The sequence below is a fragment of the Croceibacterium xixiisoli genome (genome assembly GCF_009827305.1).
Taxonomy (GTDB): Bacteria; Pseudomonadota; Alphaproteobacteria; order Sphingomonadales; family Sphingomonadaceae; genus Croceibacterium_C; species Croceibacterium_C xixiisoli.
The window spans coordinates 133,358-152,321 of sequence record NZ_WTYJ01000002.1; the positions used below are offsets into that span (position 1 = coordinate 133,358).

Below are 18,964 nucleotides of genomic sequence, written 5' to 3' on the forward strand. Positions count from 1 at the left end.
TAACGGATATGGATCTGTAATCTCAGCGCGCGGCTGCGCGGTGGTCAGGCCGCGCGCGGAACGATCCGCTCCAGATCTCCATCCAGCGCGCGCCGGGCATTGCGGAGCTCGTGGTCATCCTGCAATCCCAGGAAGAAGCCGTCAGACATGCGGAAATAGCGGGCGAGGCGCAGATCCAGCTCTCCGTCGATGCGGGCATCACCTTCAATGACAGCCTGCAGCCGTGCAGGATCGACAGCGATGGCTTCCGCCAGCGCGACGCAATCCATTTCCAACGGCTCCATGAATTCCGACGCCAGCAGTTCCCCGGCGTGGGGATTGTGCAGCCATTCTGGATCAGTGGTAGTCGGTGATCTCGACATCGTATGCGTTTCCGTCTTTCCAAGTGAAGCATACACGCCATTGCATGTTAATTGAAATGGAATGCTGACCTTGGCGATCTCCAGTCAGCGCATGAAGCCGGTTGCTGGGCGGAGCGGTCAGTTCCAATAGCTCTTTGACGCGATTGAGAATGGACAGCCGCGCAAGCGCACATTGCTGAATATCAGCAGGAAGCCTGCGGCTTCGCCTACCTTCCCAAATCATCATCGTGTCCTTGTCCGCAAAGCTGGCAATCATCATTCGTCTCCGAACTGCTGCATTGCTGACGACGTCTATTTGTCTTGCCTAGGCCGCTCTACGGACGGAACCGGTAACGCCGGCCATTACCCGATCATCACCGCCCGAACTTCTTCTGCGTCTTGCCGTACCGCATCTTGCGCGTGCCCGGCTTGCCCTCGTTCGAACGCCCCACGCGCGGGGCCTTCTTCTGGTCGTCGGGCAGGCCCAGTTCCTCGTTCTCCAGCCGGCGGATCTCGTCGCGCAGGCGGCCGGCCTCTTCGAATTCCAGATCGGCAGCGGCGGCGCGCATGCGTTTTTCCAAGTCTTCGATGTATCCGCGCAGATTGTGCCCGACCAGATTGTTGCGATCATCATCGCCCAGATCGACGGTCACCCCATCCTGCGCGGCCGTATGGGCGACAATATCGGCGATCTGGCGGCGGATGGTTTGCGGCGTTATGCCGTGTTCTTCGTTATAGGCGCGCTGCTTTTCCCGGCGCCGGTCGGTTTCCGCCATCGCCCGTTCCATGCTGCCGGTGATCCGATCGGCATAGAGGATCACCCGCCCATCCACATTGCGCGCAGCGCGGCCGATGGTCTGGATCAGGCTGGTTTCCGACCGCAGGAAGCCTTCCTTGTCCGCATCCAGAATGCACACCAGCCCGCATTCGGGGATGTCGAGCCCTTCACGCAGCAGGTTGATGCCCACGAGCACGTCATACACGCCCATCCGCAGATCGCGGATCAGTTCGATACGCTCCAGCGTTTCGACGTCGGAATGCATGTAGCGGACGCGCACGCCCGCCTCATGCATGAACTCGGTCAGATCCTCGGCCATCCGCTTGGTCAGCGTGGTCACCAGCGTGCGGTAACCTTTCTTGGCCACTTCCTTGCATTCATAGATGCAGTCCTGCACCTGATCTTCGACCGGGCGGATTTCCACCGGCGGATCGATCAGGCCCGTTGGGCGAATGACCTGTTCGGCAAACACGCCGCCGGACTGTTCCATTTCCCAACTGCCCGGCGTCGCCGAAACGGCCACCGTCTGCGGGCGCATCGCATCCCATTCGTTGAAGCGCAGCGGACGATTGTCGATGCAGCTGGGCAGGCGAAATCCGTACTCGGCCAGCGTGATCTTGCGGCGGTGGTCGCCGCGCGCCATCGCCCCGATCTGCGGCACCGTCTGGTGGCTTTCGTCCACGAACAGCAGCGCATTTTCCGGCAGATATTCGAACAGGGTGGGGGGCGGCTCGCCGGGCAGGCGCCCGGTCATGAAGCGGCTGTAGTTTTCGATCCCCGCGCAGCTGCCGGTCGCGGCGATCATTTCCAGGTCGAAATTGGTCCGCTGTTCCAGGCGTTGGGCTTCCAGCAAGCGCCCTTCTTCCTGCAGTTCCTTCAGCCGTTCCTGCAGTTCGAAGCGGATCGCCTCGGCCGCCTGCTTCATCGTCGGGCCAGGGGTGACGTGGTGCGAATTGGCATAGACGCGCACGCTGGAAAGGCTGGCGCCCTTGGTGCCGGTCAGCGGATCGAATTCGCTGATGTCCTCGATATCATCGCCGAAGAAACTGATCCGCCAGGCCATGTCTTCATAATGGCTGGGGTAGATTTCCAGATTGTCGCCGCGCACGCGGAACGTCCCGCGCGTGAAGGCCGCGTCGTTGCGCTTGTACTGCAGCGCCACCAGCTTGCGGATCATTTCCCGCTGATCGGCGCTTTCGCCCTTCTTGATGTCGAAGATCATCGCCGAATAGGTTTCGACCGACCCGATGCCGTAGAGGCAGGACACCGAAGCGACGATGATCACGTCATCGCGTTCCAGCAGCGATCGGGTGGCCGAATGGCGCATCCGGTCGATCGCTTCGTTAACGCTGCTTTCCTTCTCGATATAGGTATCACTGCGCGCGACATAGGCTTCAGGCTGATAATAATCGTAATAGCTGACGAAATATTCGACGGCATTGTCCGGGAAAAAGCTCTTGAATTCACCATAGAGCTGCGCCGCCAGGATCTTGTTCGGCGCCAGGATCAGCGCCGGGCGCTGCAGCTTTTCGATCACTTGGGCCATGGTGAAGGTCTTGCCGCTGCCGGTTACCCCCAGCAGCACCTGCGTATGCTCGCCGCTGGCTGCGGCTTCAACCAGTTCGGCAATTGCACGCGGCTGGTCGCCGCTGGGCTGATATTCGGAAACCAGCTTGAACGGTCTGCCGCCGTCGCTTTTTTCCGGCCGCACAGGCTTGTGCGGAATGAAATTGCCGGAAGTATCGGGTTCTTCCAGCCCACGGCGGATGACGAGTTCGACCATGGCGGAACATATGGGACCATGATGCATTGGCAGCAAGGTCTGCGCTTGATAGTCAGGGGCCCGCAGCGGACCGCCGCAGCGGTTGGACAACATGAGAGGGAATATTATGCGCTATTACAAGGTCTTCCCGATCGCGGCAGCGATCGCACTGGCAGCTTGCGGCAATTCCAACGATGCTGCAGCCGACGGACAGGTAACAGCGGATGAAGTTGAGGCAGCCGCCAGCGAAATGGTGAAGCCGCAGCCGGGCCAGTACAGCCTGAAGGTGGAGTTGACCGATTTCGACGTGCCCAACATGCCCGATGCGATGAAGACGCAGATGCGCACCGCAATGGAGCAGGGCTTTGCACAGACCAACAGCTATTGCGTCACGGCTGAGCAGGCTGAAAAGGGTGCGCGCGGCATGGCCGAACAGATGAACGATCTGCCGTGCGAATATTCCCGCTTCGATGTCAATGGCGGCAAGCTTGACGCGGAAGGCACCTGCAAGGGCGCCGATGGCACCGAAGGCAAGGTGACGCTGTCGGGTGAAACCAAGGCAACGTCCTCCACCATGACCGTCAACATGGAACAGGGTCTGCCGGGCGGCACCAAAGCCAATATCGGGATGAAGATGACGTCTGAACGCACCGGCGAATGCGTCTGAATTTTGCGGGGCGCTGCCTGATGGCGGCGCCCGCCTTGCTCATGCTCGGGGCCTGCAACCTGTCCGGCGATGATGCCGGGCAGGCTGAGCAGCCAAGCGATGCCCAGATACTCGAACGCGCCGGGCAATTGGAACAACCCGTCCCCGGGCTCTATCGCAGCATAACCCGCATGACGGCCTACGAACTGCCGGGCGCCCCGCCGGAAGAGGCGCGGCTGGCGCGGGAACGAATGGCGGCTGTCGCGCCTCAGGAAAGCCAGCATTGTCTGAGTGCTGAGGAGGCGAAGCGCGGATTTGGCGCCATGCTCCAGACGGTTCAGGGCGGAGAATGCAGGTTTGACAGCTTCACCACCACAGGCGCGAAGATGAGCGCGGTGATGCGTTGCGCTGCGGCTGACGGGGGAAGCTCGGTCATCACCATGGACGGGGTCGGACGCAGCACTGAATCCTCGATGGAACTGGTGATCGAACAGCAGGGTCTCAGCATCCCCGGCGGCACCGCCAGTATCAGGATGACGGTGGAAAACAGGCGCGTCGGCGATTGTTGAGCTTGGCCCGGTCCATCCAGCGTGATTGTTGCGCAAATATGGCGCGGGCCAATATCCGTGTCATTTGCGCCGGACTATGATCTAACATCGCGGCATGGTCAGACAATTCACCACGCCGTTTGCCAGGCCGACCCGCTTCGGCGAATGGCGCGGGGCCCTGGGCAAACGGTTGGCGTTGATGAGCCGGCCGGCGCCGGTCAGCGCGCGGGGTCCGCAAATCGGCCTGCTGCTGGGCGAACTGTCTGCCGGCGCTGAACCGTTCAGGCGCAAATTTCGTCCGCCGCTGGACATCGAACCGGCCGCCCATCGGCGTATCGTTATGATCATGCCGGGTTTCTGCACCCATCCCCTGCGGATGCGCTATCTGGCGCGACAACTGGAACGGGCCGGCCACAAGACCAAACACTGGGGGCTGGGCTGGAACTGGGGCCCCACCGAACAGAATTTTACGGCGCTGGCCGAACGGCTCGATGCCGTGCACGCACGCTATGATCAGAAGATCGTGCTGCTGGGGTGGAGCCTTGGCGGCATATTTGCCCGGGAAGTGGCCAAGCATCGGCCGGACAAGGTGGCGCGCGTCATCAGTATGGGTTCCCCCTTTTCCGGCGCACCCAATGCCAACAATGCCTGGCGCCTCTACGAACTGATCACCGGCCATGGGGTGGACGCTCCGCCGATCGAGACGGATCTGGCGGCCAAGCCCCCGGTGGATACGGTCGCGATGTGGAGCCCGCGCGACGGAGTCATCTCTCCGCGCAGCGCCGCCGGGCGCGAAGGGGAACGCGATCGGGTGGTGGCCCTGCGCTGCACCCATCTGGGTTTTTCCTATGCTCCCGAGGCGATCAGGGCAGTGTTGCAGGAACTCGACCGCCCCTGAGAATGCGCCAAAAACTTGCCACAAATCTGCAAGACATGGCTTGGCGAGGGCCCGCAACCGTGCCATGTTGCAATGCGGTAAAGGGGTGTATGAACGCTTCGGATAACAACAACTTCGACGAGATGTACGCACCGGACGGCACGGTGCGGAACGCATATTCTCTTTATGACCGCTGGCTGTCCGAACAGGATCGGTCATGGATGCGGCGCAAGGCCTTCGAAGCGGAAAGCTTCTTTCGCCGAACCGGCATCACCTTCAATGTCTATGGCGATGATGATGGCGAAGAACGCCTGATCCCGTTCGACATGGTGCCGCGCATCATTTCCGGTTCGGAATGGCGGAAACTGTCCCGCGGGATCGAACAGCGGGTGCGGGCGCTCAACGCCTTCATGCATGATCTCTATCACCGGCAGGAAATCATCCGTTCGGGCCGCCTGCCTGAACGGCTGTTCCGCAACAATTCCGCCTGGTTGCAGCAGATGGTCGGCTTCACGCCGCCCGGCGGGGTCTATACCCATATCGTCGGCATCGATCTGGTGCGCACCGGGCCCGATGAATTCCTGGTGCTGGAAGACAATGCCCGCACTCCCTCGGGCGTCAGCTACATGCTGGAAAACCGTGAAACAATGATGGCGATGTTTCCGGAACTGTTCGCCCAGATCAAGGTTCAGCCCGTCTCCAACTATCCGCGCCGCCTGGCCAAGAGCCTGGCCGCCTGCGCCCCACCGCGCACGGAAGGCACGCCCACAGTCGCCGTGCTGACGCCGGGGATCTACAATTCCGCCTATTTCGAGCACGCTTTCCTGGCCGACCAGATGGGCGCCGAACTGGTGGAAGGCAATGATCTCCGCGTGATCGATGGCAAGGTGCAGATGCGCACCACCAGCGGTTACCGGCCGATCGATGTGCTCTATCGCCGGGTGGACGATGATTTCCTCGATCCGCTGACCTTCCGGCCAGACAGCATGCTGGGCGTGCCGGGGATAATGGATGTCTATCGGTCGGGCGGTATCACCATCGCCAATGCGCCGGGCACGGGCATTGCCGATGACAAGGCCATCTATGCCTTCATGCCGGAAATCGTGGAATTCTACACTGGCGAAAAACCGCTGCTGCCCAATGTGCAGACATGGCGCTGTGCGGAAGAGGATTCGCTCAAATTTGTGCTCGACCAATTGCCCGAACTGGTGGTGAAGGAAGTCCACGGATCGGGCGGCTATGGCATGCTGATCGGGCCGACCTCCAGCAAGCGCGAAATCGAAGCCTTCCGCAAGAAACTGGTGGCCAATCCGGGCAATTACATCGCCCAACCGACGCTGGCCCTGTCCACCTGTCCGATCCTGACCAATCGTGGGCTGGCGCCGCGCCATGTCGATCTGCGCCCCTTCGTGCTCGTCTCGCCGCAAGGGATCGATATCACGCCGGGTGGGTTGACCCGTGTCGCCCTGAAGAAGGGATCGCTGGTGGTGAATTCCAGCCAAGGTGGGGGAACCAAGGATTCTTGGGTGCTGGACGACTGATGGGCGGAGTTGAGCAATGCTAGGCCGGACCGCCAGTGGCATTTTCTGGATGTATCGCTACCTCGAACGGGCGGAAAACACTGCGCGTTTGCTGGAGGCGGGGCATCGCATGGCGCTGACGCGCGGCGGAGATGCCGCGACCGAAGAATGGCGCTCCATCCTGACCACGCTGGAACTGCGCAAGACTTATGAAAAGCAGTTTGACGATTACAGCAGCGCACATGTCTGTGATTATGTTCTGCGCGGGAAAACCAACGATCAGAGCGTGATGCGCATGTTCGATCTGGCGCGTATGAACGCTCGCGCCTGCCGCACCTCGATCACCGCCGAAGTCTGGGAAGCGATCAACGAAGGTTGGATGACGCTGCGTGATCTGCTCGCCCGTCCGGTGAGGGAGATCAACCTTGGCGGGATCCTGGGGGCCATCAGGCGGGAATCGACCCTGGCGCGCGGCGCCACCTATGGTTCCATGCTGCGCAATGAAATCTACGCTTTTGCCCGTTGCGGAACCTTCATCGAACGGGCGGACAACACGGCGCGCATTCTCGACGTCAAATATTACCTGCTTTTGCCCTCCCTGTCGTATGTCGGCACGGCGCTGGACACGGGGCAGTGGGACAATGTGCTTCGCTCTCTGTCAGGCGAACGCGCCTATCGCTGGCTCAATGCCGGGCGGATGGATGCACGATCGATTGCCGATTTCGTCATCCTGGATCCGCGTTTTCCGCGCAGCCTGGCGTTCTGCTATGCCTCCATGCGCGAACACATGGATTCCCTCGCCCAGGCGCATGGCGGTGAAGGCAAGGCGCATGAGATGATGGAACTGGCCAACCGCGCGCTGGGGGGCAAGACTGTTGAGGATATTTTCGATCAGGGACTGCACCAGTTTCTGCGCGGTTTCATCCAATCCAACGCCGCCATCGCATCCGCCATTTCCGATCAGTATCGTTTCGTCGACTGATCCACCTCCGCAGCAGGGACAGGGCATGCAGCTCGCTATCCGCCACACCACCCGCTACCGCTTCGACCAGCCGGCAACCTACGGACTGCAACGGCTGCGGCTGATGCCCAAAACGACGCAAGGGCAGGAAGTGATCGACTGGCGTGTCGAATATGTCGGGGCGCGCGAAGAACTCAGCTATGACGATCAGCACTTCAACCATGTGACGCTGGTCTCGCTGGAAGAAGACGCGCAGGAAGTGACCATCACCTGCCATGGCACCGTGATCACGCGGGACAATGCCGGGGTGATCGGCCAGCATTCGGGGCATCTGCCGCTGTGGGCTTTCCTCAGCCAGACGGCCTTTACCAAGCCTGGCCCCAAGATCCGGCAATTGCTGGCTGCCGTTGAGCGCAGCGATGAAGGCACGCTGGCCACGCTGCACAATCTGTCGGCGGCGATCCTGGCACGGGTGCCTTACAAGCCGGGGGAAACGCGGGTGGATACCACGGCGGAAGAGGCGGTCACCGCTGGCCATGCGGTGTGCCAGGACCACGCGCATATCTTCATTTCTGCCGCACGGGCGATGGATATTCCGGCCCGCTATGTCAGCGGATATCTGCTGATGGACGACCGGGTGCAGCAGGATGCGACCCATGCCTGGGCAGAAGCTTGGGTGGACGGGCTGGGCTGGGTGGGCTTCGACGTGTCCAATGAAATCTGCCCCGATCACCGCTATGTCCGCGTGGCCACCGGGCGCGATTATCACGATGCCGCGCCGCTGACCGGGATCAGCTTCGGCACGGTTGCCGAACATCTGGAAGTCGATCTCGCGGTTGAACAGCAGGTTACCGCGCAGTAGAGCCGTGCCTTCGTACTGGTGGCCACAGGGACGTTGAATGACCTATTGCGTGGGAATGGTGCTCGATCGCGGGCTGGTGTTGATGAGCGACACCCGGACCAATTCGGGCGTCGACAACATCTCGGTTTTTCGCAAGATGTTCCGCTGGCACAATCCGGGCGAACGCGTGATCGCCCTGATGACGGCGGGCAATCTGGCCACCACCCAGGCGGTCATCAGCCATCTGGAAGAACGCACCAAGGCCCCGGACAACCGACACAATTCCTTGCTTGAACTGCCGACCATGTTTCAGGTCGCGGCCGAAGTCGGCAAGCTGCTGCAACAAACCGTGCAGGATACCCAGGAACGCAACGGCGCCAAGGGCAGTGGGCGTTTTTCCGCCTCGATCATCCTGGCCGGTCAGATCAAGGGCATGGAACCACGCCTGTTCCTGATCTATCCCGAAGGCAATTTCATCGAAGCCAGTTTTGACACCCCATTCTTCCAGATCGGGGAAACCAAATATGGCCGGCCGATCCTGATCCGCGGCTATGACCGGGATATGAGCTTCGAAGATGCGGTGAAACTGCTGACGGTCAGCTTCGATTCCACGCTGAAGGCCAATCTGTCGGTCGGCCTGCCGCTGGATCTGCTGGTGCTGGAACGCGACAACTTCCAGCCGCTGCACGAACGGCGGATCGAACAGAACGACCCCTATTACGAGGCCATTTCCTCCAGCTGGAGCGATGCGCTGCGCAGCGCATTCCATTCGCTGCCCGATTACACATTCTATCAGCCGAAGGTGAAATAACGGCTTGAATGGTTGATGATGGCCGGGTGGCAACGGAACTGTCACCCGGCATCATCGTCAGTTCTGCCCGGCCATATGCGCCCGGTATTCTCCCTGCCGTTCCAGCATCCAGCCCGGATATTCGGCCGGCAGCACGCTGGCGGCATTCAGGGCCGCCAGATCATCGCCATCCAGCTGCACCTCCACAGCGGCCAGATTGTCGGCCAGTTGATCGGGCCGCTTGGCGCCGATGATCACGCTGGTGACGGCGGGTTGGTGCAGCAACCAGGCCAGCGCGATGCGAGCGGGGCTGCTGCCGTGCTTTTCCGCCACCGGGCGCAGCGCGGCGATCACCTTGTCCCCACGATCCAGATCGACCGGGGGGAAGTTGAAGGCGGCGCGGCGGCCGGCTTCACCGTCGCTGCCGGCGTTGTATTTGCCTGACAGATATCCGCCAGCCAGCGGGCTCCACACCATCAGGCCAAGATTTTCGGACTGCAGCATCGGGATCACCTCCCGCTCCAGATCGCGGCCTACCAGCGTGTAATAGGCCTGCAGCGACAGGATCGGCGCCAGCCGCCGCGCTTCGGTCAGGCCAATGGCCTTCACGATCTGCCAGGCGGCCCAATTGGACAGGCCGATGTAGCGAACATGGCCATGCTGCACGAGGGTGTTGAGCGCCTCCAGCGTTTCGACCATGGGCGTTGCCGGGTCGAAGCCGTGAATCTGATAAAGATCGATATGGTCGAGCTGCAGCCGTTGCAGGCTGTCGCGGCACTGATCCAGAACGTGCTTGCGCGATGTGCCGCGTGCATTGGGCCCTTCGCCCATCGGTCCCATTACCTTGGTGGCGATCACCAGTTCGTCGCGCGACAGGCCCAGATTGCGGATCGACTGGCCCAGGATGCGCTCGCTCTCACCCCCGGCATAGACATTGGCGGTGTCGATGAAATTGACCCCGGCATCCACCGCCGCGCGCACCAGCGCATCGGCCTCTTCCTGCTGCAACTGGCCGATCTGGCCCCACATGCCGCCGCTGCCGCCAAATGTCATGGTGCCAAGGCAGAGCTGGGATACGAACAGGCCGCTGGGGCCAAGCTGACGATAACGCATGGGCGTCTCCTCTTTGGGGTGGAAGCTTGCTGCAGAGATAGGGCGCAGGCGCCGGCAGTGCGATGCAGATCGTCGCATTCTCTTGCCCGATTCTCTCAAACACCGTCTTTCTTCTGCTTCCAGGGCACGGCACAAGGGCGCATCATGGAAGATGCTGCACTCGATCGGATCCGCGACCTGCTGCTGCGCCAGCACGCTTTGCACGGTGCCGACAGCCCGCTGGAAGGGCTTCGGCTGACCGTTGCTTACCAACCATCCGATCTGATCCATTCGGTCTATCGCGCGTCCTTCTGCGCGGTCCTGCAGGGCGCGAAGGTCAGCCTGCTGGGCGATCGGGCCTATCGCTATGACACGGGCAAATGCCTGATCGCCTCTATGGATTTGCCCGTGACGGCGCGGATCGTGGAGGCGAGTGCGGAGCGCCCCTATCTGGCCTTCAGCCTGGCGATCGATCCGGCGATGATCGCCGATCTGGTGCTGGCCGAAGGCGGTGAACCTGCGGCCGGGGCAACGCCTTTGACGACCATCGCGGTCGGTGATCTGGCCGGCGATCTGATCGATCCGCTGACCCGCCTGCTCGATGTGCTGGACCGGCCGCGCGATCTGCCGGTGCTGGCGCCGCTGATCCGCCGCGAAATCGTCTGGCGACTGCTGCATGGCGAACATGGCCTCATGCTGCGCCAGGCGGGCCTGGCCGACAGTCGCATGGGCCGGATCGCCCGCGCGGTCGGCCGCATTCGGGACAGCTATGCCGAACCCTTGCGCGTGCCCGAACTGGCCGCGCTGGCCGGCATGAGTCTCGCCAGCTTCCACCGCCATTTCCGCGCCGCCACGGCGATGACGCCGATCAGCTTCCAGAAACACATTCGCCTGCACGCGGCGCGGCGCATGCTGCTGGCGGGGGAGGGGGATATTGCCGCGATCGGCTATGCTGCGGGTTATGAAAGCCCGTCCCAGTTCAGCCGCGATTACCGTCGGCAGTTCGGTGAGGCCCCCGGCCGTGACGGCGCCGCGATCCGCGCCGGCATGGTGATGCTGGCTGAGGGGTAGGCGGGTTCAGCCGGTAACCCAGCCCACGGCGGGATCGTTGAAATCCACCACATCGGCCAGTTCCCAGACATTGGGATAGCCATAGCCGGTCAGATTGATGAAGGTCTGGATATTCAGCGCCAGCGGGGCCGCCTTGCGCGGTACCGGGGCGGCATTGTTGGAAAAATTGTTGTTGCAATAGATCAGGATCTTGCGGCCCCGGTCTGTGCCGATGACAGCGGCCAGGCTTTCTTCGTTGAAATCGGTCAGCGGCAAATTGACCGCGCCGGCCAGATGTCCGGCCACAAAGGCATCGCGCGAACGCGCGTCCAGCACCAGTACATCTGGCTGCCCGGCCACGGCCTGAAAATCTGTCATCGGCAGCAGGCGCTGAGAACGCACGGGGGCGATCTCCCGCGTCAGCTGCTGGAACCCGGGGTAATCGATCTGCGGATTGCGCTGTTCCGGCGTCGTCTGAATCGGTGTCGTCAGTCGGGTGGGCCCTTGCGCCGCCGGGGATTGCGCCAGTGCAGAACCAGCTATCAGCAGGGGCAGGGCAAGGCTGGTGATCATCGCAAGACGCATCGGAACCCTCTTTTCCATCCGACAAGATCAGAAAGGCCAATTCATCATTGCACGGGTGAACAATGGCTGAGCGGCAGAGGGCGTTACCGACAGAAGCTCTTCGTACCCATCACGCCCTCGACATGGAAATGATCGTGATGGGCGGCATTGTATCCGGGGCCAAGCACGGTAGCGAACCGCTTGCACGCGCTTTCCTGCACCGTGCGCAGGAACCGGCGTTCATCCGAACTGCCATTGTTCCAATGGTTTCTGACGGTGATCCGCCGCCCGTCTTCCAGCACGAAGGCAGAGATATCGATCGCCGCTGCCGTGGCGTGGGCGGATCGGCGGCCGCTGCCCGCGACATTGCGGCAATTGTAACTGCCCATGGTCTCGATGCTGCGCAGCGGCGATCCCAGGATCTGCCGCGCTGCACGATCCGCGCCGAAACGGGCCCAGCCGGCAAAGGCGCTGGTTACATCGCAGGTGACGGGGCCCAGATTGCCGATCATCAACTGGCCATTGTCGGCCGCCAGCGCGGTCAGCTGAACGGTGCCCAGATTGGTGCAGCCCTGGCTGATATAGCGATCGGGCAGGGGCGTGAAACTGGCGCCCATCTGGCCCAGATTGGCCAGGCACTGGCGCGCCTGCGGATTGACGGCGATCGGCGGCCCGCTCGCGCTGCTGCTGGGCCCACCGCCACCGCTCCGCCCGCCGCCGGATTTGGCCTCGGGAATGGAACAGGCGCTCAGCAGAGCCGCCAACAGAGCAAGGGTGGCGTATCCTCTCATGGGCCGTTGGTCCCATATTGCGGTTAACGCCGCCTTAAGCGGGTGCTGACTTTATAAGGGAATTGGCTGGTTTGGGGCCGGGCGGCTCCGGATTGGTGTCAGGCCGTCACCATGTCAGCTTTCCTGATCCGATTCGGTTTTGCGCCGCCGTTCGAGCCAGTTCTCCAGCGGATGGGCGAACGCCGACAGCACCACCGCGATCAGCAATCCGATGCCGATCAGCGGCCAGGGCGACAGCATGCAGATGATGCCCAGCACGGCGGTGACCCAGACGCTGGCCGCCGTGGTCAGCCCGCGCACCTCATTGGGCCCGCGCATGATCGCGCCCGCGCCCAGGAAACCGATGCCGGTAACGATACCTTGAATGGCGCCCTGGATCACGCGGCTGACCGCATCCGGGTGCCCGGCGATCATCGGCAATTGCGTGGTGCCGGCGGTCAGCAGCGCAGCGCCCAGCGCCACCAGCCCCAGCGTGCGGGTACCCGCCGGCTTGCCGCGCAAATCATGCGAAATCCCGATCAGCACACCGCATCCGGTGGCCGCCAGCAGGCGAAGAAGCGTGTCGCTGTCCATGGTGTCCATCTCTCCCGCCGGATGATTGGCATGATGGGGCAGGGCGGGCAAGATTGCCGGTGGGTAACCGATAACCGCTGATAACTGCCGGTCCGTCATCGCGCCGCTTGACTCCGCTGCCGATGGGTTTAGGTGCGGCGCCGGGCCACGCGGTCCCAACGCCGCGCGAGCTCTCTGTGAGGAGAGTCTTTATGACTGACAATACGGTACCCGCGCGGAAACCCGCGCGTGCATTCTTTTCTTCCGGTCCCTGCGCGAAGCCGCCGGGCTGGGCCCCCGAAAAACTCGCCACCGAATCGCTCGGCCGCTCGCATCGTGCGAAGATCGGCAAGACGCGCCTTCAGCTGTGCATCGATCTGATGCGCGAAGTGCTGCAGCTGCCCGATACGCACCGCATCGGCATCGTGCCGGGTTCGGATACCGGCGCCTTCGAAATGGCCATGTGGACCATGCTCGGCGCACGCGGCGTCACGGCGCTGGCTTGGGAAAGCTTCGGTGAAGGTTGGGTCACCGATGCGGTCAAGCAGCTGAAACTGGAAGCCAATGTGCTGCGCGCCGATTACGGCAAGCTGCCTGATCTCGATCAGATCGACTGGAGCGATGACGTGCTGTTCACCTGGAACGGCACCACCTCCGGCGTGCGCGTGCCCGATGGCGAATGGATTCCCGATGATCGCGAGGGGCTGAGCTTCGCCGACGCCACCAGCGCGGTGTTCGCTTACGATATTCCCTGGCACAAGATCGATGTCGCCACCTTCTCCTGGCAGAAGGTGCTGGGCGGTGAAGGCGGCCATGGCGTGCTGATCCTCGGCCCGCGCGCCGTCGAGCGGCTGGAAAACTACACCCCCAGCTGGCCGCTGCCCAAGGTGTTCCGTCTCATGTCCAAGGGCAAGCTGGCCGAAGGCATCTTCAAGGGCGAAACCATCAACACCCCCAGCATGCTGGCGGTGGAAGATGCGATCCACGCGCTCGAATGGGCCAAGGGTCTGGGCGGGCTCGAAGGGCTCAAGGCGCGCAGCGATGCCAATGCCGCCGCGCTCGACAAGATCGTTGCCGAACGCAGCTGGCTGGGCCATCTGGCCGAAGATCGCGGCACGCGTTCGCGCACCTCGGTCTGCCTGACGGTCGAAGGCGCCGATGCTGATTTCATCAAGCGCTTTGCCAAGCTGCTTGAAGACCAGGATGCCGCCTATGACGTGGCCGGTTACCGCGATGCCCCCCCGGGCCTGCGGATCTGGTGCGGCGCCACGGTCGACACCGCCGATGTCGAAGCGCTCGGCCCCTGGTTCGACTGGGCCTATGCCCAGCTGACCGCCGAAGCGGCAGCCTGATCTGTCTGCATTCCGGCGGGCACGGCCTGCCGGAATGCCACTTCCCCGAATTCAGCCCGTCCGCTGCGGCAACGAACCGCGCGACGGAAGCAGTGGAACAAAAACAATGACCAAGCCCAAAGTCCTTATTTCCGACAAGATGGATCCCAACGCCGCCCGCATTTTCGAAGAGCGCGGCTGCGACGTTGACGTAAAGCCCGGCATGACCGTGGAAGAACTGAAGGCGGTGATCGGCCAGTATGACGGCCTCGCCATTCGTTCGGCCACCAAGGCGACGCAGGAAATCCTTGATGCCGCCACCAATCTCAAGGTGATCGGCCGCGCCGGCATCGGCGTCGATAATGTCGACATCCCCTATGCCTCGTCCAAGGGCATCGTGGTGATGAACACTCCGTTCGGCAATTCCATCACCACCGCCGAACACGCGATCGCGCTGATGATGTCGCTCGCGCGCCAGATTCCGGAAGCCAACGCCTCCACCCACGCCGGCAAGTGGGAAAAGAACCGCTTCATGGGCGTGGAAGTTACCGGCAAGACCCTGGGCCTGATCGGCGCCGGCAATATCGGTTCGATCGTCGCCAGCCGCGCGCTGGGTCTGCGGATGAAGGTCATCGCCTATGATCCCTTCCTGACCGAAGAACGCGCCGTGGAAATGGGCGTGGAGAAGGTGGACCTGTCCACGCTGGAACAGCGCGCCGACTTCATCTCGCTGCACACGCCGCTGACCGATGAAACCCGCAACATCCTCAGCCGTGAACGGCTGGAACGCACCAAGAAGGGCGTGCGCATCGTCAACTGCGCCCGTGGCGGCCTGATCGACGAAGCGGCGCTGAAGGATCTGCTCGACAGCGGCCACATCGCCGGCGCCGCGCTGGACGTGTTCGTGGAAGAACCCGCGACCGACAATCCGCTGTTCGGCACGGAAAACTTCGTCTGCACCCCGCATCTGGGTGCCTCCACCACCGAAGCGCAGGTCAATGTGGCACTGCAGGTGGCCGAACAGATGGCCGATTTCCTGGTCAATGGCGGCGTCACCAATGCGCTGAACATGCCCAGCCTGTCGGCCGAAGAAGCCCCCAAGCTGAAGCCCTATATGGCGCTGGCCGAAAACCTCGGTTCGCTGGTCGGCCAGCTGGCCCATGGCGATCTGCCCAAGATCAGCATCGAAACCGAAGGCGCTGCGGCGCAGCTGAACCAGAAGCCGATCGTTGGCGCGGTGCTGGCTGGTCTGATGAGCCGCTATTCGCAGAGCGTGAACATGGTCAACGCGCCGTTCCTCGCCCGCGAACGTGGTATCGAAGTGCGCGAAATCCGCAACGAGCGCGAAGGCGTGTATCACACGCTGGTGCGCGTGACCGTGGCCACCAGCCAGGGCGAACGCTCGGTTGCCGGCACGCTGTTCTCCAATGGCGCCCCGCGTCTGGTGGAAATCTTCGGCATCGGCATCGAAGCCGATCTCGAAGGCCACATGCTCTATATCGTCAATCGCGATGCACCGGGCTTCATCGGTCGCATCGGCAGCCTGCTGGGCGAAGCCGGCATCAACATCGGCACCTTCCACCTCGGCCGCCGCGAAGCCGGTGGCGAAGCGGTCGTGCTGCTCAGCGTCGATCAGGCAATCCCGGCAGATGTCATCGCCCAGGCCGAAGCGCTGCAAGGCGTGGTGACGGTCAAGGCGCTCGCCTTCTGATCCATCACTGACATCGTCAGACAACGAAGCCGCCCCCGACCACCCGGGGGCGGCTTCTTTTTTGCCGATGATGGAGGTCGATATATGCTATCGTTTGCAACTGTCGCCCTATGCGAAAGGGTGGCAATGCGTCTAAAGGGGAACCTGCATCGCATTTGCGCGTTGGTCCGTTTGGCTGTGCTGCATCCGGCAGGCGCGCGGATCACGATGAAAGTTTCCAATGACGAATTACGGCCAGCAATATCAGGTGGATCTGCTCAACTGTGATCAGGAGCCCATCCATATTCTGGGCAATATTCAGCCGTTCGGATTTCTCGTTAGCGTGGGCCGGGATTGGTTGATTTCCAGAGTTTCGGTGAACACGGCCGAATTTTCCGGGAAATCGCCTGACGAACTGCTCGGGAAACCTCTGTCAGACCTGTTTCTGCCGCAGGCAGTGCATGATTTGCGCAACAGGCTGACCTTGCTGCGCGGGCCCGATGCGGTGGAGCGCATGCTCAATGTGCAACTGTTCGATGGGGCCCCGCCTTTTGATGTGGCGCTGCACTTTTCGGGCAATGCCATTGTCATGGAGGCAGAGCCTGCCACCGGGCAGGACAATGACGTTGGCAGCGTGGTGCGCACGCTTCTTGCACGGCTCAACCAGACCAGTTCGATGCACGCCTTCCTGCGCGAAGGCGCACGGCAGGTGCGGGCGATTACCGGGTTCGACCGGGTGATGATCTACAAATTCGACAACGACGGCGCGGGGGAGGTCATTGCCGAAGCCGCAGGTCCCGGCATCGACAGCTTCATGGGGCACCATTACCCCGCTTCGGATATCCCGGCGCAGGCCCGGCGGCTTTATCTGCGCAACATCTTCCGCATCATCGCCGATGTGAATGCCATCCCCGTGCCGCTGACCCCAGGGCTCGATGCCGATGGTCAACCGCTCGATCAGTCGCTGTCGGTCTTGCGCGCGGTATCGCCGATCCACATCGAATATCTCAAGAACATGGGGATCACGGCTTCGCTGTCGATCTCCATCATCGTCGGTGGGCGGTTGTGGGGGCTCATCGCCTGCCACAACTACTCCCCGCGTTTGCCGGGCATGGGTGTGCGCACGGCATCCGAATTGTTCGGGCAGATGTTTTCCCTGATGCTGGAAAGCCGCGAACGTGCGGAAGCTGCGGAATACGAAAACACCGGGCGCGACAATATTGATCGGCTGGTGTCGACCATTGCTCGCAACGCGGAGATATTGCACGATTCCGATTGGCTGGCCGAAACGGTGCTCGATGCCATTCCCGCTGATGGTGCGGCTGTCCAGTATAATGGCCATGTTACATTCAAGGGGCGTGCGCCTTCGTCGGAACAGTTCGGCGATATTCTGGCCATGCTCAATCAGGCATCGTCGAACCAGATTTTCGTTACCGAACATCTGCAGTCTCTGGTTCCCGCGGCGTCCGAATATGCGGATCTGGTGGCCGGGCTGATAGCCATTCCGCTGTCAACGCGCCCGCGCGACTACATTGTGCTGTTCCGCACCGAACAACTGCAGTCGGTTCGCTGGGCGGGCAATCCCAACAAACCGATCATGCCAGGCCCCCGCGGTGATCGGCTGACCCCGCGCAAGAGCTTCGAAATCTGGGCGGAAATCGTGAAGGGCAAGTGCCTGCCGTTCTCCCAGCCCGAACGGCGCCTGGCTGAGGCAATCCGGGTGGGCATGCTCGAAGTTATCGTGCGCCTGTCCGAAAATGTGAATGAAGAACGCCGCCGGGCCAGCGAACGGCAGGAATTGCTGATTGCGGAACTGAACCACCGCGTGCGCAATATTCTCTCGTTGATCCGCGGGCTCATTTCGCAGACCCGGGACAGCACCCATACTGTCGATGGCTTCATCGGCAATCTGGACGGGCGCATCCAGTCGCTCGCGCGCGCGCATGATCAGATCACCCGCGATCGTTGGGGGCCCGCGCGCTTGACCGATCTGCTCGAAACCGAAGCGCGTGCCTATCTCGGAACCAGCGAGGCGCGCGTCACCCTGTCCGGTCCGGAAGTGCTGCTGGAACCGGTGGCCTTCACCACGCTGGCGTTGGTGTTCCATGAACTGCTGACCAATGCCGTCAAATACGGCGCCTTGTCCGACAGCGGCAATGTGTTGATTGAATGGCGGCTGGATGAAGAAGGATGCCTGCTGATCGACTGGACCGAAAATGGCGGCCCGGCGGTAACGGCGCCAACCCGCCGCGGGTTCGGCTCGACGATCATCGAGCGGGCGATCCCGCACGATCTGGGTGGAGATGCGGATCTGCAGTATCGCCTGCGCGGATTGCACGGGCAATTCTGCGTGCCTGCGCGATACATTGCCGGGATCAGCGAAAAAGCCACCCGCAATGCCGCCCCCGTTCCTCAGCACGAACGGCCCAAGCCGTTGGCTGGAAAGCAAATCCTGCTGGTCGAAGACAGCATGATCATTTCCCTGGATGCAGAGGATGCGCTGCGATCACTCGGCGCGTCCGACATCTGCGTCTTCTCGGCGGCGGCCCCAGCGTTGCGCTATCTCGAGCAGGCAGCGGTCGATTTTGCCGTGCTGGATTTCAATCTCGGCGTGGAAACCAGTGAACGGATCGCAGCCTGCCTCGCGGAACGCGGCGTGCCTTTCGTGTTTGCCACCGGTTACGGGGAAGGGGTGGACAGCCAGGCTGGCGCTGCTGCTCCGATCATCGCCAAACCCTATGGCGCGCAGGAAATCGCCAGCGCCTTTGCCGTGGCAACCGGTATCGAATAGGCGCCCAGGGCAGCGAGCCAATCCCGCTGCCCTGGGCCG

The 18,964-nt window shown here is 62.2% G+C and carries 18 protein-coding genes; 11 read left to right on the top strand and 7 right to left on the bottom strand.

Annotation, left to right across the window (positions count from 1 at the left end; translation table 11 throughout):
• Positions 1-44: 44 nt before the first annotated feature.
• From GRI97_RS09700 to uvrB, 3 genes are all read right to left on the bottom strand, one after another.
• Positions 45-362: a HigA family addiction module antitoxin gene (locus GRI97_RS09700; protein ID WP_161390997.1), complete on the bottom strand. Its 318-nt coding sequence runs from the start codon at positions 360-362 to the stop codon at positions 45-47.
• Positions 337-621, bottom strand: coding sequence for a type II toxin-antitoxin system RelE/ParE family toxin (locus GRI97_RS09705; RefSeq protein ID WP_328598532.1), 285 nt, complete (start codon positions 619-621; stop codon positions 337-339). Before GRI97_RS09705 ends, GRI97_RS09700 begins: the two co-directional genes overlap by 26 nt.
• A 94-nt stretch (positions 622-715) precedes the next feature.
• Entirely contained in the window at positions 716-2,902 is a 2,187-nt protein-coding gene (gene uvrB, locus GRI97_RS09710; RefSeq protein ID WP_161390998.1) for an excinuclease ABC subunit UvrB, read from the bottom strand.
• Between the two features lie 91 nt (positions 2,903-2,993).
• Between uvrB and GRI97_RS09715 the strand changes: the two genes are divergently transcribed.
• From GRI97_RS09715 to GRI97_RS09745, 7 genes are all read left to right on the top strand, one after another.
• Entirely contained in the window at positions 2,994-3,548 is a 555-nt protein-coding gene (locus GRI97_RS09715) for a DUF3617 domain-containing protein (protein ID WP_161390999.1), read from the top strand.
• A complete protein-coding gene (locus tag GRI97_RS09720; RefSeq protein ID WP_161391000.1) occupies positions 3,539-4,096 on the top strand; it encodes a DUF3617 domain-containing protein in 558 nt (185 codons plus the stop codon). Before GRI97_RS09715 ends, GRI97_RS09720 begins: the two co-directional genes overlap by 10 nt.
• A 94-nt stretch (positions 4,097-4,190) precedes the next feature.
• Positions 4,191-4,973: an alpha/beta fold hydrolase gene (locus tag GRI97_RS09725; RefSeq protein WP_161391001.1), complete on the top strand. Its 783-nt coding sequence runs from the start codon at positions 4,191-4,193 to the stop codon at positions 4,971-4,973.
• Positions 4,974-5,062: 89 nt separating this feature from the next.
• Positions 5,063-6,493: a circularly permuted type 2 ATP-grasp protein gene (locus GRI97_RS09730; protein WP_161391002.1), complete on the top strand. Its 1,431-nt coding sequence runs from the start codon at positions 5,063-5,065 to the stop codon at positions 6,491-6,493.
• A gap of 16 nt (positions 6,494-6,509) precedes the next feature.
• Positions 6,510-7,454 carry an alpha-E domain-containing protein gene (locus GRI97_RS09735; protein ID WP_161391003.1) on the top strand — a complete coding sequence of 315 codons (945 nt, stop codon included), beginning with the start codon at positions 6,510-6,512 and terminating at the stop codon, positions 7,452-7,454.
• A gap of 25 nt (positions 7,455-7,479) precedes the next feature.
• A complete protein-coding gene (locus GRI97_RS09740; protein WP_161391004.1) occupies positions 7,480-8,295 on the top strand; it encodes a transglutaminase family protein in 816 nt (271 codons plus the stop codon).
• A 37-nt stretch (positions 8,296-8,332) separates the two neighbouring features.
• Positions 8,333-9,085 (top strand): proteasome-type protease, encoded by a 753-nt coding sequence (locus tag GRI97_RS09745; RefSeq protein WP_161391005.1) that lies wholly within the window; start codon positions 8,333-8,335, stop codon positions 9,083-9,085.
• 57 nt (positions 9,086-9,142) lie between these two features.
• On the opposite strand, the gene GRI97_RS09750 is transcribed toward GRI97_RS09745, so the two are convergent.
• Positions 9,143-10,177 carry an aldo/keto reductase gene (locus GRI97_RS09750; protein ID WP_161391006.1) on the bottom strand — a complete coding sequence of 345 codons (1,035 nt, stop codon included), beginning with the start codon at positions 10,175-10,177 and terminating at the stop codon, positions 9,143-9,145.
• A gap of 144 nt (positions 10,178-10,321) precedes the next feature.
• Between GRI97_RS09750 and GRI97_RS09755 the strand changes: the two genes are divergently transcribed.
• Positions 10,322-11,227 (top strand): AraC family transcriptional regulator, encoded by a 906-nt coding sequence (locus tag GRI97_RS09755; protein ID WP_161391007.1) that lies wholly within the window; start codon positions 10,322-10,324, stop codon positions 11,225-11,227.
• 6 nt (positions 11,228-11,233) lie between these two features.
• On the opposite strand, the gene GRI97_RS09760 is transcribed toward GRI97_RS09755, so the two are convergent.
• From GRI97_RS09760 to GRI97_RS09770, 3 genes are all read right to left on the bottom strand, one after another.
• A complete protein-coding gene (locus GRI97_RS09760; protein ID WP_161391008.1) occupies positions 11,234-11,791 on the bottom strand; it encodes a rhodanese-like domain-containing protein in 558 nt (185 codons plus the stop codon).
• Positions 11,792-11,874: 83 nt separating this feature from the next.
• A complete protein-coding gene (locus tag GRI97_RS09765) occupies positions 11,875-12,561 on the bottom strand; it encodes an extensin family protein (RefSeq protein WP_161391009.1) in 687 nt (228 codons plus the stop codon).
• A 114-nt stretch (positions 12,562-12,675) separates the two neighbouring features.
• Positions 12,676-13,134 (bottom strand): MgtC/SapB family protein, encoded by a 459-nt coding sequence (locus GRI97_RS09770; protein WP_202392692.1) that lies wholly within the window; start codon positions 13,132-13,134, stop codon positions 12,676-12,678.
• A gap of 191 nt (positions 13,135-13,325) precedes the next feature.
• Here GRI97_RS09770 and GRI97_RS09775 point away from each other — a divergent pair, with 191 nt between their 5' ends.
• The 3 genes from GRI97_RS09775 (at position 13,326) to GRI97_RS09785 (ending at position 18,925) form a co-directional block, all read left to right on the top strand.
• Complete coding sequence (locus GRI97_RS09775; RefSeq protein WP_161391010.1) at positions 13,326-14,465, top strand: phosphoserine transaminase; 1,140 nt, start codon at positions 13,326-13,328, stop codon at positions 14,463-14,465.
• Positions 14,466-14,571: 106 nt separating this feature from the next.
• Positions 14,572-16,155 (top strand): phosphoglycerate dehydrogenase, encoded by a 1,584-nt coding sequence (serA, locus tag GRI97_RS09780; RefSeq protein WP_161391011.1) that lies wholly within the window; start codon positions 14,572-14,574, stop codon positions 16,153-16,155.
• A gap of 220 nt (positions 16,156-16,375) precedes the next feature.
• Positions 16,376-18,925: an HWE histidine kinase domain-containing protein gene (locus GRI97_RS09785; protein WP_161391012.1), complete on the top strand. Its 2,550-nt coding sequence runs from the start codon at positions 16,376-16,378 to the stop codon at positions 18,923-18,925.
• Positions 18,926-18,964 lie beyond the last annotated feature (39 nt).

Excerpts from the sequence above, each read along its gene's own strand:
- GRI97_RS09730 (WP_161391002.1), top strand. The coding sequence starts at position 5,063 with ATGAACGCTTCGGATAACAACAACTTCGACGAGATGTACGCACCGGAC.
- GRI97_RS09770 (WP_202392692.1), bottom strand. The coding sequence starts at position 13,134 with ATGGACAGCGACACGCTTCTTCGCCTGCTGGCGGCCACCGGATGCGGT.
- GRI97_RS09720 (WP_161391000.1), top strand. The coding sequence starts at position 3,539 with ATGCGTCTGAATTTTGCGGGGCGCTGCCTGATGGCGGCGCCCGCCTTG.
- GRI97_RS09735 (WP_161391003.1), top strand. The coding sequence starts at position 6,510 with ATGCTAGGCCGGACCGCCAGTGGCATTTTCTGGATGTATCGCTACCTC.
- GRI97_RS09755 (WP_161391007.1), top strand. The coding sequence starts at position 10,322 with ATGGAAGATGCTGCACTCGATCGGATCCGCGACCTGCTGCTGCGCCAG.
- GRI97_RS09760 (WP_161391008.1), bottom strand. The coding sequence starts at position 11,791 with ATGCGTCTTGCGATGATCACCAGCCTTGCCCTGCCCCTGCTGATAGCT.
- GRI97_RS09705 (WP_328598532.1), bottom strand. The coding sequence starts at position 621 with ATGATGATTGCCAGCTTTGCGGACAAGGACACGATGATGATTTGGGAA.
- GRI97_RS09700 (WP_161390997.1), bottom strand. The coding sequence starts at position 362 with ATGTCGAGATCACCGACTACCACTGATCCAGAATGGCTGCACAATCCC.
- GRI97_RS09775 (WP_161391010.1), top strand. The coding sequence starts at position 13,326 with ATGACTGACAATACGGTACCCGCGCGGAAACCCGCGCGTGCATTCTTT.
- GRI97_RS09765 (WP_161391009.1), bottom strand. The coding sequence starts at position 12,561 with ATGAGAGGATACGCCACCCTTGCTCTGTTGGCGGCTCTGCTGAGCGCC.
- GRI97_RS09785 (WP_161391012.1), top strand. The coding sequence starts at position 16,376 with ATGACGAATTACGGCCAGCAATATCAGGTGGATCTGCTCAACTGTGAT.
- GRI97_RS09745 (WP_161391005.1), top strand. The coding sequence starts at position 8,333 with ATGACCTATTGCGTGGGAATGGTGCTCGATCGCGGGCTGGTGTTGATG.
- GRI97_RS09750 (WP_161391006.1), bottom strand. The coding sequence starts at position 10,177 with ATGCGTTATCGTCAGCTTGGCCCCAGCGGCCTGTTCGTATCCCAGCTC.
- GRI97_RS09740 (WP_161391004.1), top strand. The coding sequence starts at position 7,480 with ATGCAGCTCGCTATCCGCCACACCACCCGCTACCGCTTCGACCAGCCG.
- GRI97_RS09725 (WP_161391001.1), top strand. The coding sequence starts at position 4,191 with ATGGTCAGACAATTCACCACGCCGTTTGCCAGGCCGACCCGCTTCGGC.
- GRI97_RS09715 (WP_161390999.1), top strand. The coding sequence starts at position 2,994 with ATGAGAGGGAATATTATGCGCTATTACAAGGTCTTCCCGATCGCGGCA.
- uvrB (WP_161390998.1), bottom strand. The coding sequence starts at position 2,902 with ATGGTCGAACTCGTCATCCGCCGTGGGCTGGAAGAACCCGATACTTCC.
- serA (WP_161391011.1), top strand. The coding sequence starts at position 14,572 with ATGACCAAGCCCAAAGTCCTTATTTCCGACAAGATGGATCCCAACGCC.